The organism is Shimia sediminis, assembly GCF_003990645.1.
Classification (GTDB): domain Bacteria; phylum Pseudomonadota; class Alphaproteobacteria; order Rhodobacterales; family Rhodobacteraceae; genus Shimia; species Shimia sediminis.
On record NZ_RYZK01000003.1, the window covers coordinates 166,501 to 179,947 of the forward strand.

Consider the following 13,447-nt stretch of genomic DNA (forward strand, 5'->3'; position numbering starts at 1 on the left):
TATCCGGCGCGATGAGCCTTTAGCTAAGGGGCATGAAGATGTTGCGTAGCCTGACCGCACCCGCCGCCGCCTTCTTGGCGATGACCCTGCCTGCCATGGCCGACATCCTGCCGTTGCAGGACATTTCCGACTATTTGAACGATATGAAAACAGCCCAGGCCCCGTTCACGCAGGTGAATGACGACGGGTCGATCTCAACCGGGCAGGTCTTTATCAAACGCCCCGGCCGCGTGCGCTTTGAATATGACCCGCCGGTCGAAGCGATGGTGCTGGCCAGCGCCAATACCGTGGCGATCTTTGATGGCCGCTCAAACCAGCCGCCGGAAACCTACCCGCTGAAACGCACGCCCTTGTCGGTGATCCTCGCGCGCAAGGTCAATCTGGCCAAGGCCAACATGGTGGTGGGGCACGCTTATGACGGCGAGGCCACGATTGTCACGGCGCAGGATCCGGACAACCCCGAGTACGGCAATATCCAGTTGATGTTCTCGGCCGAGCCGGTCGCGCTGAAACAGTGGATCATCAATGACGGGGCCGGTGGCAAGACCACGGTCATTCTTGGTGAAATGGAAACCGGCATGCCACTGAAGAACACACTCTTTAACATCGAAATGCAAATGGGCCGCACGCAGTAACACGGCGTCTCGTAGGTCGGACAATTTTGTCCGACCTACCTTTTGCGTGTCACATCAGCGGAAGCGCGCGCATTTTTCCAATTGGAACTGGTACATCACCGCGCGGTCCTCGACCTCTTGCGCGATCCGCATCAGCCACGACTTGTTGCGATAGGTGCCGCGGGCAAAGCCGGTGTGACCTTCGTGATAGGCCAGGTACTGGTTGCGCGCATCCTTCAACGACACGCCATTGCGGTTCTTGGTCTCGGTCATGTACCAGCCCATAAAGTCCGTCGCGTCGCGGATATTGTCGCGCCGTGCGCCACGGCTGCGGGTTTCCTGGCGGTACTGGTCCCAGGTCGCATCCAGCGCCTGGGCATAGCCGAACGCGCTGCTCTGCCGGCCCATGGGCAAGACACCCAGCACATATTTGTAGGGCGTACGCGCGTCTGCGTCGAACTTGCTCTCCTGATACAAGATCGCCATTTGCACGTTGATCGGCACACCCCACTTGCGCTTGGTGGCCTTGAACGCCTTGATGAATTGCGGGCGCTGTTTGAGGATCGAACAGGCATCATCCAGATTGCGGGGCGGCGTATCATATCCACCTCCACCACAGGATGCGACCAGCACAAGGATCACCAACGCGCGAAAGAATCTGCTCATCTGCCTCTCGCTATGTTTTTTTATTTTCACGCAGTGTAGCGGATTGCCCCCAAAGGGGAAATCACAAAGCCGCGTCTCAGACCAGAAGTGCCAGCAACAGCGGCAGACCGGCAACGGAGGTCAGGGTCGACACCACGACGAAACCCGCCACGGCCTCGGCATCTGCGCCATATTTCTCGGCGAGCAGATAGGCCGTGACCGCCACGGGTGTCGAGATCTGCAAAACCAGCACACCAAAGGAAATCTCGTCCAGCTGGAAAAACAACCCAACGCCCCAGCCTATGGCCGCGCAGACCAGCAGTTTGACCACCGAAAGCCCGATGGCTGCCCCCACACGCCCCGGTGTCAGCCGCGCCACGGCGACGCCCAGCGTGATCAGCATCAACGGAATCGCCATTTGACCCACAAGATCAATGGTGTTGGTCAGAAAGGTCGGCGTCTCCCAGCCCATCCACAGGAACAGCGCCCCCAAAAGCGTCGCGCCGATGATCGGTTCCTTCAGTATTTTCAGGAAAGACCCTCGCCCCGCCACCAGCCAGATGCCCAGCGTGAACGACAGGATCGAGCTGACGGCGAGCACAACAACCGCCCGCTCCAGCCCCGCCTGACCAAAGGCAAAAAGGGCAAGAGGCAGGCCCAGATTGCCGGTATTGCCGAACATGAATGGCGCCAGATAGGTGCGTCGATCCAAGCGGAGAACCGCCAAAAGAACGCCGCCCACCAGCCCGATTCCGCCGTAAGCCAGCACCGAAGCCATCGTCAATTGGCCCAGAGCGACCAGATCAACCTCGGATTTCATTAACGCGCCAAATATCAGGGCAGGCACCGCAAGCGTCATGGCCAAACGCGTAACAAATTGAATTCTATACTCGAATCCAACCTTGACCCATGTAAACCCAATCGCTGCCAGCAGAAACACAGGCGACACGATTTCCAAGACTGTTAAGACTATGTTCACAGACTGTTTCCCCAAAAATGGCCCCGATCATTGGACAAAAGCCCCTTGAAAGGACTACCTTTGGGGGGTAGGGGCTGCAAGCAATGTTGAAGACACGCGCAAGATATCATCTCGGACAGGTCGTCCGTCACCGGAAGTTTCCCTTCCGGGGCGTCGTGTTCGACGTGGACCCCGAATTCGCCAACACCGAGGAATGGTACGAGGCCATCCCCGAGGATGTTCGCCCGGTCAAGGAACAACCGTTTTACCACCTGTTGGCGGAAAACGATCAGACCTATTACGTGGCCTATGTCTCGGAACAGAACCTTGTTGCCGACTATTCTGGTGAGCCTGTGGGTCATCCCGATATCGGCGATTTGTTTGGCCCATTCGAAGACGGCGCCTATCCGCTGCATTTCCAGCTGAACTAAAGCGGCTCAACCTGATAGACCACGGCAACGGGTCGATGCACTCGGCCCCTGTTGCTGTCGATGGGGGCGAAATCAACCCCGTGCCGCAGATTACCCTTGAAACGTTCTAGTCGCTTTCAACCGGGGCACCCCGGCCTTTCCATGCGCTGAACCCGCCTTCCATTTCGGCGATGTTCTCGACGCCCATGTCCTGCAGGGCCTTGACCGCCAGGGCCGAACGCCAGGCGCTGGCGCAGAACAGGACCAGTTTCTTGTCTGTGGCGAATTCCGGCTTGTGATAGGGGCTCTCGGGATCAACCCAGAACTCCAGCATGCCGCGCGGGGCGTGCATGGCACCGGGAATGCGCCCGTCCCGTTTCAACTCGCGGATATCGCGGATATCCACCATCAGGGTCTCGTCGGCTTCGGCGCGGGCCTGCGCCTCTTCCTGCGAGAGGGTTTCGATTTGCTCTTTCGCCTCGGTCACGAGGGTTTTCACCGGGGTAATCGCCATCACTCAATATCCTGTTGCACAGCCGTCTTTTCTGGGGTCCGAGGCGCCTTGGAGCACGCCACTTTCGTGAATGCGGATCGCCTGGGCACCGCCAATCGGACCCGGCGGGATGGTAACCGCGTGGCCAAGATCCGCAAGGTCTTGTCGCACCGCGTCCGAATAGCCGCGCTCGACCTTCAGCTTGCCATCCTCGGGAAAGGTGCGCGGCGTGTCGATGGCGGTTTGTGGGTCCATGCCGAAATCCACCATGTTCGACAGGAACCGCGCATGCCCATGCGGCTGATAGGCCCCGCCCATCACGCCAAAGGGCATCGCGACACGCCCGTTTTCGCGCAGCATGCCGGGAATAATCGTGTGCATCGGGCGCTTGCCTCCGGCCAATTCGTTGGGATGGCCCTGTTGCAGGGTAAAGCCCGCGCCGCGGTTCTGCATCAGGATGCCGAATTTCTCCGAGGCAATGCCCGAGCCAAAGCCATAGAACACCGAATAGATCAGCGACACCGCCATGCGATCCTTGTCGACCACGGTGATATAGACCGTGTCCTTGTGCACCGTCTCGGTCAGGGGCGCGGCGGCGGGCATGGCCCGTTTCGGATCGATCAGCGCGGCCAGTCTGTCGGCGGTTTCCATCGCCAGCATATGGTCAATCCGCGTCGTGTGATCCGGGTCCGCGATGAACCGGTTGCGCGCGTCATAGGCCAGTTTGGCAGCCTCGGCCTCGATATGCACGCGCTCAGCGCCCAGCGGATCCATGCCCGCAATGTCGAAATGCCTGAGGATGTTGAGCATCAGAATGGCCGTGGCCCCCTGGCCATTTGGCGGATGCTCAACCAGTTCGGTGCCCTTGTAGCTGCCGCTGACCGGGTCCGTGGCATTGCCCCGTACGGTCGCAAAATCCGACATCTCGTGAACACCACCTGCCGTCTGCAACGAGGTCACCATGTCCTCGGCAATCTCGCCCTCGTAAAAGGCGTCGCGGCCTTTGGCGGCGACCCGGCGCAACACTTCGGCCTGACCGGGCAGGCGGAACAGGGACCCGATGGCCGGGGTCTTGTCGTTGATAAGATAGTGCCTGCGCCCGGCTGGGTTCAGAACTTTGCTGGCCTGCTCATAGTCAAAGGCAACCCGCGGCGCGATGGGCACCCCGGCATCGAAATAGTGTATGGCCGGTTGCAGAATGCTGTCGAGGCCAAGCTTGCCATAGGTCTCGGAGAGTTGACAGAACCCGTCAATCGCGCCGGGCACGGTGACAGCCTCGGGGCTGAACAGCGGCACTGCCTCCAGCCCGCGCGCCCTCAGGTCGGCGGCACTGGCTGCCGCAGGGGCGCGGCCCGAGCCGTTAAAGGCAAACACCTCGTCGCTGCCCGCAGGGGCAACCAACGCAAAGCAGTCGCCGCCGATCCCGGTGCTCTGCGGTTCGCACACCCCCAGCAACACGGCGCCCGCAATCGCGGCATCCATGGCGTTGCCGCCCTGTTTCAGAATATCAACGGCGGATTGTGCCGCGATCGGGTGTGATGTCGCGCACATCCCGTTCTCGACAAAAACACCGGATCGCCCCGGCATTTGAAAGTCTCGCATGTCTTGCTCCCCAGCAGAGTGTAGCCAAGACATTAGGGCGGTCGCAGTCATTTGCCAATTCTCGCCGTTACTCAAACGGAATTCGGAAGCTCAGACAGTTTCGGCCCGGCAGGCGGCAATAGTGCAGATCGCGGGCCAGCAGGTGCACCATGGCCCAGCCAAAGCCACCTTCGGGCAGATCTTCGATTGCGGTGTCGAGCTTGGGAAAGGCACTGCCGGGCAATTCCCCGTCCGGCAGGGCGCAGCCTGTGTCATTGATCCGGAAATGCCAGCCGTCCGGCTTTTGATGTCCGCTGGCCTTGACCAGCTCGCCCGGTCGGTCACGCAGCGCGTGTTCCACGACGTTGTTCAGCACCTCGGCCAGCACGGTCTCGACCCTGCCCAGCATATCCGTGCTGGCGCCGCTGGCAGCGATCTCTGCACGAGTCATCCGGAGCGCGCGCCGCACACCAGAAGGCGAGCCGCGAAACGTCACGGAGAAACAGATGTTGTTCTCAGACATGCCCGCCTGTCCCGGTAGAGATGGGGCCTGGTGTTGCGCAATCGCCGGTTACCCCGCCAGCGCGTCCCCAAGCGATTGATGGATCTTAAAGACCGTGTCCATGCGCGTCAGCCGAAACACCCGGTCAACATCCTCGTTCAGGCCAGCCAGGTCCAGCCGCCGATCCTTGCCCAGCTGTTTCATCGCGGCGACAATTGCCCCGAGACCGCTGGAATCGATAAAGCTCACCTGAGCGAGGTTCAGCACGACCCTGTCACCTGCCTCTTCGGTGCTCTCTCGCATCTTGTCCTTGAACTGGATTGCCACCGCCGCATCAATGCGGCTTTCGTTCACCGTGACCACCAGTGTTCCATTCTCGGCATTGCTCGATAAATCCATCGCACATCCCTTTTCAAGTCGTCGTTTTCGTGACTCTAGGGGCCAAGTCTTACCAAGAGGTATCCGCCCCCCGTATTTCTGCGGAATGGACCTTGGGCACCGTGCCATCGATAGTGTCTGAAACATCCCTGCAATGATTTTGCCGCAGGACAGGTGGTCAGGGATGCAGAACGCCACAGGAGAACAAAGATGAAAAACGTTGTGATTGCAGGGGCCGCACGGACCCCGATGGGTGGTTTCCAGGGCGCCTTTGACGGGGTCGAGGCCGCAGCGCTGGGCGGGGCCGCGATCAAGGCGGCGCTGGCGGATGCAAAAACCGATACCGTGGACGAGGTTCTCATGGGCTGCGTTCTGCCCGCCGGTCAGGGTCAGGCGCCCGCGCGTCAGGCGGGTTTTGCCGGGGGCCTGGGCGAAGAGGTGCCTGCCACAACGCTCAACAAGATGTGCGGCTCCGGCATGAAGGCCGCGATGATGGGCTTTGACGCCATTGCGCTGGGTGACCGCGACGTGATGATCGCCGGTGGCATGGAGAGCATGACCAACGCGCCTTATGTGCTGCCGAAAATGCGCGGCGGCGCGCGGATCGGGCATCAAGAGGTCAAGGACCACATGTTCCTCGACGGTCTGGAAGACGCCTATGACAAGGGCCGCCTGATGGGCACCTTTGCCGAGGATTGCGCCGAGAGCTTCCAGTTCACCCGCGAGGCCCAGGACGAATATGCCCTGAAATCACTGTCCAACGCGCTTGAAGCCCAGAAGACCGGCGCGTTTGAAGGCGAGATCGCGCCCGTGACCCTTACCACCCGCAAAGGCGACGTGGTCATCGGCGAAGATGAACAGCCGGGCAATGCCCGCCCCGAAAAGATCCCGCAACTGAAACCCGCCTTCCGCAAGGATGGCACCGTGACACCTGCGAACTCGTCCTCGATCTCGGACGGGGCGGCGGCGCTGGTGCTGGCCTCGGAAGAGGCGGCCGAGGCGCAGGGTCTCAACATACGCGCCCGTATTGTCGGCCACGCCAGCCATGCACAGGCTCCGGGTCTGTTCACGACCGCACCGGTGCCCGCCGCTCAGAAACTGCTCGCAAAAATCGGCTGGACCAAGGATGACGTGGACCTCTGGGAGGTGAACGAGGCCTTTGCCGTTGTGCCCATGGCCTTTATGCACGAAATGGGCCTGTCCCGTGACATCGTGAACGTCAACGGCGGTGCCTGCGCGCTGGGCCACCCTATTGGTGCTTCGGGCGCGCGGATCATGGTGACATTGCTCAATGCTCTCGAGAAACGTGGCCTCAAACGCGGTGTCGCCGCGATCTGCATCGGCGGTGGCGAAGGCACAGCCATCGCGATTGAGCGGGTCTGAGACCTCTCAGGCCAAGGTCTTGAATGACACTGTTGGAAAGTATCCCGGCGGCAAAGTAAAACACCGGAGGCGAACATTGCCTCCGGCGCTTACACGATCAGACCGCGTTGTCCATGGACACCGGCGTGGAGCGGACCTTGTAGATCAGCGCCACACTGAACACGACCAGAAGAATATTCGAGATAGCAAGCATTGTGCCTAATCCTTATTTTTCCAGTTTCGTGAGACACGCATACCCTGCAACAACGGCAAGATGATGCCCAAATAAAGTGAAATTCTGGCCGTCTGTGACACGAAGCTGCCCGATTGCGGTGCCTTTGACGCGGGCCTCATGTGTGGTGATCTGACGTCGCGTGCGGCTTGAGGTGTGACCCGCGATCGGCACTATTGTCGGAACCAAACATGGGGGCCGGTATGCGCAAACTGAGAATTCTATTGGGGTTTTTGATAATCCAGCTGCCCGAACCCTTTGTGCGGCTGCTTTATCTGGGGCGACGGACGGTGGTCGCGGGGCGCACCATCGACCCCAAGGCGCAGGCGTTTGGCGAATTGGTCGCCCTGATCCGCGACATCAACGACATGCCCACGGTCGAGGAAAGCAGGGCACAGCTTTTGACAATGGCGCAAAAACTCGAACGTCCCGGCCCGGAAAGCGTGGCAGCGCGCGACGTGATGCTGCCCGGAGCGGCCGGAGAGCGCCGGGCACGGGTCTATACGCCGCGGGACATCGACCCCATGGGGTCCGTGGAAACCTTGCTGTATCTGCACGGCGGGGGGTGGATACAGGGCGCCATCGAAACCCACAACGGGCTGTGCGCGCGGCTTGCGGATCTCGCGGGCATCCGGGTTGTCTCATACGCCTATCGCCTTGCGCCCGAAGACCCCTTTCCCGCCGCAGCGGATGACATTCTTGCCTGTTACAAGGCGTTGGTTGCCGGGGAAACTGGCCTTGCCATCGACCCCGCCCGGCTGATTGTCGGCGGCGACAGTGCGGGCGGCAATCTTACCGCCTGCCTGATGCATGATCTCGCCAAGGCCGGGCTGCCCATGCCTCGGGCGCAGCTCCTGCTCTATCCCGGCGTGGATGCGCGGCTGGAAAGCCGCTCGATGCAGGACCTGCGTGACCAACCTCTTCTGCCTGCCAGCCGCATTGACTGGTATCTCGGTATGTACATCCCCGAGGGCCACGATCGCCTTGATCCGCGCATCTCGCCACTGTTCTCGGACACCCATGCCGCACAGCCGCCTGCCCTGATCGTCGCCGGAGGTCATGATCCGCTCTGGGATGACGCGCAACGCTACGCCGGGGCATTGCGCGCGGCCGGTGTTCAGGTCGACCAGTTTGACTATCCCGGCCAAATCCATGCCTTCATGTCATTGACCAAGGTGCTGCCACAGGGCAATGAAGCGATTGAACGCACCGCCGGGTGGCTAAAAACGACAATGAGAACGAACTGACATGCGCGTGACCTACGACGATCTGAGCCAGACCCTCGATGCCCTGACCTCGGGTGAAACCGATACCGTGTCGCTCATGGCCACCGTGGCCTGCGAGGTGCACCACAGCGATGATCGTTTCGACTGGACCGGCTTTTACCGCGTGGTTGCGCCGGACCTGCTCAAGATCGGCCCCTATCAGGGCGGTCACGGGTGCCTGGTGATTCCCTTTTCGCGCGGGGTCTGCGGCGCGGCGGCGCGCACCGGCGCGGTGCAGCTGGTGCCCGATGTCGAGGCGTTTGCCGATCACATCGCCTGTTCTTCGTCGACCCGGTCCGAGCTGGTCCTGCCGGTGAGGAACGGTCGCGGCGAGCTGCTTGGGGTCTTTGACATCGACAGCGATCAGGTTGATGCCTTTACCCGGCAAGATGCCGACAGAATTATGGAAATCCTCGCGCGGGTGTTTCACGACGCCTGCTAGGCCTCGGGCGCGCGGCCCCTTGCGCCAAGGCGGCTCTTTCAAAGTATTTCTGAAAACATAAAGCACGGGGCGCAGGATTGTTTTGCTCCTCCGTGAAAAAATGCTTGGAAATTTCACGAAAGTGACGCAACGTGAAAATCTGATTGATTTTTTCACGAAGTGAGTCGGCGCATGCTGCATCAAAAGCCACAAGACTTGGGAACGCTGGGCGCGGATCTGCGGGCGCTGCGCAAGTCGCGTGGTTTGACGCTGATTGACATGGCGGACCAGCTGGGGCGCTCGGTTGGCTGGCTCAGCCAGGTCGAGCGCGACAAATCCGAACCGTCCATTTCCGACCTGCGCCAGATTGCCGAAGTGCTGGGCGTGCCGATGTCGATGCTGTTCGGTCACATGAACGCCCCGGCCGAGGAACAGGGCTATGTCGTGCGTTCCGGCGCGCGCCGCCCGATGGGCTCTCATACCGAAGGCCTGATCGAAGAGCTGCTGTCACCGGACCTGACCGATGACTTCGAGATGGTGCATTCCACCTTTCAACCCAACTCGTCGATGCAAGTGCCCGCACAGCGCCCCACGCAAGAGGTGGGGTATGTGATGTCGGGCAGGCTGGACCTGACCATCGGCGCGCGCCGGTTCACTGTTGGCCCCGGCGACAGTTTCCGGTTTCGCGGCGAGGTGTACCAATGGGCCAACCCCTATGACGAACCCTGCGTTGCGATCTGGGTCATCGCACCTCCGGTGTACTGAGGTGGGTGCGATGCTGCGCGGAAGCTGCCTCTGTGGCGATATCCGGTTTCAGGTGTCCGGCACCCCCTTGGGCGTGTCGATGTGCCATTGCGGTCAGTGCCGCAAGCAATCCGGTGGCGTATGGTCCTCAGCCTTTGTGCCTGAAACCGATCTGACAATTTCCGGCGACGTGTCCTGGTATGCATCCAGTGACGTTGCCAAACGCGGCTCATGCCCGCGCTGCGGGGCCTTCCTATTCTGGAAAGCCCACGACGAAACCACAATCAGCTTTGCCCTTGGTGCCATTGATGGCCCCACAGGTCTCAGCCTCGAGAAACACATCTTTGTCGCGGACAAGGGTGATTATTACGACATCGCGGACGGCGTGCCGCAACAGGACTGAGTAGGAGAGTTCAATGTCCGATTTCCCAACCAAAGCAAAGGTTGTCATCATTGGCGGCGGCGTCGTGGGCGCCTCGACCCTGTACCATCTGGCCAAGAAGGGCTGGACCGACTGTGTTCTTCTGGAAAAGAACGAGCTGACCGCCGGGTCCACCTGGCACGCGGCGGGCAACGTGCCGACGTTCTCGACCTCTTGGGCGATCATGAACATGCAGCGCTATTCGACCGAGCTTTATGATGGGCTGGCTGAAGAGGTTGACTACCCGATGAACTACCACCAGACCGGATCAATCCGTCTGGCGCATACCAAGGAACGTATGGAAGAGTTCGAGCGTGCCTGTTCCATGGGCCGCTATCAGGGCATCGAAATGGAGATGTGGACACCGGAGCAGGCCAAAGAGCGGTATCCCTTCCTGGAAACCCACGACCTGATGGGCGTACTCTGGGATCCGTCGGATGGCGACATTGACCCCGCCCAGCTGACCCAGGCTTTGGCCAAGGGCGCGCGCGACATGGGTCAGAAGATTCTGCGCTTCTGCCCGGCGACCGGTGTGACCCAGCAAGAGGATGACACATGGATCGTGCACACCGACAAAGGTGACATCGCCTGTGACTACGTGGTGAACGCGGCGGGCTATTATGCCCAGCGTGTCGGCGAATGGTTCCTGCCCTATGGCGGGCGCACCGTGCCGATGATGGTGATGGAGCACCAGTATCTGCTGACCGAACAGATCCCCGAGATCGAAGCCTGGTCCAAAGAGAATGGCGGCAAGAAACTGCCCCTGATCCGCGACGTGGACGTGTCCTATTACCTGCGTCAGGAAAAGCACGGCTATAACCTTGGGCCTTACGAGCCGAACTGCAAAGGCCACTGGCTGTCCTCGACCGATGACAAGATGCCCGAGGACTTTTCGTTCCAGCTCTGGCAGGAAGACCTCGACCGGATCGAAGATATCGTGGTCGACGCCATGGCACGTGTGCCGCTGATGGCGGAATCGGGCGTGTCCAGTGTCATCAACGGGCCGATCCCCTACGCTCCCGATGGCTTGCCGCTGATGGGGCCGATGCCGGGCGTCAAGAATGCGTTCGAGGCCTGCGTCTTTACCTTTGGCATTGCCCAGGGTGGCGGTGCCGGCAAGGTCATGGCCGAGTGGATCGTCGATGGCGCGACCGAGTGGGACATGTGGGCGGTCGATCCGCGCCGCTACACCGACTACACCGATCAGGATTACTGCGACCAGAAGGGTATGGAAGTCTACGGCAACGAATACGCCATGCACTTCCCGCACCACGAATGGCCCGCGGCCCGCGACAAGAAACTGTCGCCGGTGCATGCCAAGGTCAAGGACCTGGGCGGCCAGATGGGCGCCTACAACGGCTGGGAACGTGCCAACTGGTATGCGCAGGCTGGCGATGACACCTCGGAAGAGGCAACCCATACATGGGGCCGCTCGGGTCCGTGGCAGCAGCGCATCAAGGAAGAATGCGAGGCCGTGCGTGACGGTGTTGGTGTGCTGGACCTGCCGGGGTTCTCGCGCTTTCTGGTCAAAGGTGACGGGGCCGCAGAGACCCTGCGGGGTCTGGTCACCGGTGGCCTGCCCAAGATCGGCCGCATCAACCTGGTCTACATTGCCGACAACCGTGGCCGTATCCTGACCGAAATGTCCTGTATGCGTCTGGGTGAGGATGACTTTGTCATGATCACCGCCGCGACCGCGCAATGGCATGACCGCGATATCCTCGTGAACGCGATGCCCGCGACCGTGACGGTCGAAGATGTCACCACGACCCGCGACACGCTGATCGTGACCGGGCCCAAGTCGCGTGAGCTGCTGGCGAGCCTCAGCGACGATGCTGATCTCAGCACCGGCTGGCTGACCCATCAGGCGGCAACCGTCGCGGGCAGACCGGCGCATCTGGTGCGCGTGTCCTTTGCTGGCGAACTGGGCTGGGAAGTCCACGCATTGAACGCGGACATGCCTGCGATCTTTGACGCAATCCTCGCAGGGGGCGCCAAGCCGTTCGGCATGTATGCGCTGAACTCCTTGCGCCTGGAAAAAGGCTACCGTGCCTGGAAGGGCGACCTGTCGACCGACTATTCGCTGCTCGAAGGGGGCTTGGGTCGCTTTGTCAAGCTCGACAAGCCTCAGGACTTCCCCGGCAAGGCCGCGATCCAGAACGAGATGCAGCAAGGCGTGAAGAAGACCTTCGTGACCATGGTGCTGGATGCAGGCGACGCGGATGCGCCCTATATGTCCTGCGTCTGGAAAGACGGTGAGATCATTGGCGAAACGACGTCGGGTGGCTGGGGCTACCGTGTCAACGCCTCGATCGCGTTGGGCATGGTGAAACCGGAGCATGCCGCACCGGGCACCGAGCTCGAGGTTGAAATCTACGGCGAGAAAGTGCGCGCCGTGGTGCAGGAAGATCAGCCGCTCTGGGACCCCGCCAACGAGCGCCTGCGCGCCTGATGTGAAACCAACCCCGTAGGTCGGACAATCTTGTCCGACCTACCTTTGCCCAACGCGAGAAACCGCCATGACGGACATCACGCTACTCGACGGCTCAATCGGCCAGGAACTGGTGAAGCGCTCGGGCGACCGGGCCACGCCGCTCTGGTCGACCTCGGTCATGATTGACCACCCCGATCTGGTGGGGCAGGTGCATGACGCCTATTTTGCTGCCGGAGCAACCGTTGCCACGACCAACACCTATGCGGTGCTGCGGGATCGTCTGGCCCGCCTGTCGACCCTCGCCGACAAGGTCGAAGCGCTGACAGACACCGCCGTCACCATGGCCACCCGGTCCCGTGACGCGCATGGATCGGGCCGTGTGGCCGGATCGCTTGGCCCGCTGATGGCCAGCTATCGCCCCGACATCTGCCCGCCCGCCGGTGAAGCCGCAGAGATGTATGCCGAGCCCGTGCGCCTGTTGTCGCCCCATGTCGATATTCTGCTGATCGAAACCATGTCCTCGGTCGATCAGGCCAAAGGCGCGCTGCGGGCGGCGGTGAAATCCGGCAAGCCTGTGTGGCTCTCGGTGTCGGTGGACGACGACGACGGCACCAAATTGCGCTCGGGCGAGCCTGTCGGGGATCTCGCCGGCATTGTTGCACAATACGCCCCTGACGCGGTTCTGGTGAATTGTTCGCGCCCCGAGGCCGTGGCCGCGGCGCTGGACATCATCAAGGGCTTTGGAAAGCCCTTTGGCGCCTATGCCAACGGCTTCACCCGGATTTCCGAGGGCTTTCTGAAAGATGCGCCCACCGTTGACGCGCTGGAACAGCGCAGCGATCTCGATCCCGCCGCCTATGCCGACTTTGCCATGGGATGGGTCGATATGGGGGCGACGATCGTGGGCGGCTGTTGCGAGGTCGGCCCGGATCACATTCAGGAACTCGCGCGCCGCCTGCAGGCGGCCGGACATCAGGTGGTTTGACC

General features: G+C 61.2%; 15 protein-coding genes. 9 read left to right on the top strand and 6 right to left on the bottom strand.

All coding sequences use genetic code 11. From position 1 onward, the window contains the following. Positions 1 to 32: 32 nt before the first annotated feature. On the top strand, positions 33 to 635 hold the full coding sequence (locus EK369_RS08775) for a LolA family protein (protein WP_127113599.1): 603 nt from the start codon (positions 33 to 35) through the stop codon (positions 633 to 635). A 54-nt stretch (positions 636 to 689) separates the two neighbouring features. Here EK369_RS08775 and EK369_RS08780 read toward each other — a convergent pair whose 3' ends face one another. Both EK369_RS08780 and EK369_RS08785 read right to left on the bottom strand, forming a co-directional pair. Beyond that, positions 690 to 1,280 (bottom strand): transglycosylase SLT domain-containing protein, encoded by a 591-nt coding sequence (locus EK369_RS08780; RefSeq protein WP_127113601.1) that lies wholly within the window; start codon positions 1,278 to 1,280, stop codon positions 690 to 692. Between the two features lie 76 nt (positions 1,281 to 1,356). Beyond that, positions 1,357 to 2,238 (bottom strand): AEC family transporter, encoded by an 882-nt coding sequence (locus tag EK369_RS08785; protein ID WP_127113603.1) that lies wholly within the window; start codon positions 2,236 to 2,238, stop codon positions 1,357 to 1,359. 83 nt (positions 2,239 to 2,321) lie between these two features. Here EK369_RS08785 and hspQ point away from each other — a divergent pair, with 83 nt between their 5' ends. Beyond that, a complete protein-coding gene (gene hspQ / locus EK369_RS08790; RefSeq protein WP_127113605.1) occupies positions 2,322 to 2,648 on the top strand; it encodes a heat shock protein HspQ in 327 nt (108 codons plus the stop codon). 106 nt (positions 2,649 to 2,754) lie between these two features. On the opposite strand, the gene EK369_RS08795 is transcribed toward hspQ, so the two are convergent. The 4 genes from EK369_RS08795 to EK369_RS08810 form a co-directional block, all read right to left on the bottom strand. Further along, positions 2,755 to 3,141 carry a rhodanese-like domain-containing protein gene (locus EK369_RS08795; RefSeq protein ID WP_127113607.1) on the bottom strand — a complete coding sequence of 129 codons (387 nt, stop codon included), beginning with the start codon at positions 3,139 to 3,141 and terminating at the stop codon, positions 2,755 to 2,757. Between the two features lie 3 nt (positions 3,142 to 3,144). Further along, a complete protein-coding gene (locus EK369_RS08800) occupies positions 3,145 to 4,722 on the bottom strand; it encodes a gamma-glutamyltransferase family protein (RefSeq protein ID WP_127113609.1) in 1,578 nt (525 codons plus the stop codon). A gap of 67 nt (positions 4,723 to 4,789) precedes the next feature. After that, a complete protein-coding gene (locus EK369_RS08805) occupies positions 4,790 to 5,224 on the bottom strand; it encodes an ATP-binding protein (protein ID WP_127113611.1) in 435 nt (144 codons plus the stop codon). 48 nt (positions 5,225 to 5,272) lie between these two features. Continuing rightward, complete coding sequence (locus tag EK369_RS08810) at positions 5,273 to 5,602, bottom strand: STAS domain-containing protein (protein WP_127113612.1); 330 nt, start codon at positions 5,600 to 5,602, stop codon at positions 5,273 to 5,275. A 189-nt stretch (positions 5,603 to 5,791) separates the two neighbouring features. On the opposite strand from EK369_RS08810, the gene EK369_RS08815 reads away from it, so the two are divergent. The 7 genes from EK369_RS08815 (at position 5,792) to EK369_RS08845 (ending at position 13,445) form a co-directional block, all read left to right on the top strand. Then, positions 5,792 to 6,964 carry a thiolase family protein gene (locus EK369_RS08815; protein WP_127113614.1) on the top strand — a complete coding sequence of 391 codons (1,173 nt, stop codon included), beginning with the start codon at positions 5,792 to 5,794 and terminating at the stop codon, positions 6,962 to 6,964. Positions 6,965 to 7,378: 414 nt separating this feature from the next. Then, positions 7,379 to 8,422: an alpha/beta hydrolase gene (locus EK369_RS08820; RefSeq protein ID WP_164726944.1), complete on the top strand. Its 1,044-nt coding sequence runs from the start codon at positions 7,379 to 7,381 to the stop codon at positions 8,420 to 8,422. Position 8,423: 1 nt separating this feature from the next. Beyond that, positions 8,424 to 8,882, top strand: a complete 459-nt coding sequence (locus tag EK369_RS08825; protein WP_127113618.1) for a GAF domain-containing protein — start codon at positions 8,424 to 8,426, stop codon at positions 8,880 to 8,882. Positions 8,883 to 9,053: 171 nt separating this feature from the next. Next, complete coding sequence (locus EK369_RS08830; protein ID WP_127113620.1) at positions 9,054 to 9,626, top strand: helix-turn-helix domain-containing protein; 573 nt, start codon at positions 9,054 to 9,056, stop codon at positions 9,624 to 9,626. 10 nt (positions 9,627 to 9,636) lie between these two features. Continuing rightward, the gene (locus EK369_RS08835; protein WP_127113622.1) at positions 9,637 to 10,008 is read left to right on the top strand and encodes a GFA family protein; all 372 of its coding nucleotides are present in this window, start codon (positions 9,637 to 9,639) and stop codon (positions 10,006 to 10,008) included. Positions 10,009 to 10,021: 13 nt separating this feature from the next. Continuing rightward, positions 10,022 to 12,478 (top strand): GcvT family protein, encoded by a 2,457-nt coding sequence (locus EK369_RS08840; protein ID WP_127113624.1) that lies wholly within the window; start codon positions 10,022 to 10,024, stop codon positions 12,476 to 12,478. Positions 12,479 to 12,545: 67 nt separating this feature from the next. Then, positions 12,546 to 13,445: a homocysteine S-methyltransferase family protein gene (locus EK369_RS08845; protein WP_127113626.1), complete on the top strand. Its 900-nt coding sequence runs from the start codon at positions 12,546 to 12,548 to the stop codon at positions 13,443 to 13,445. Positions 13,446 to 13,447: the final 2 nt, after the last annotated feature.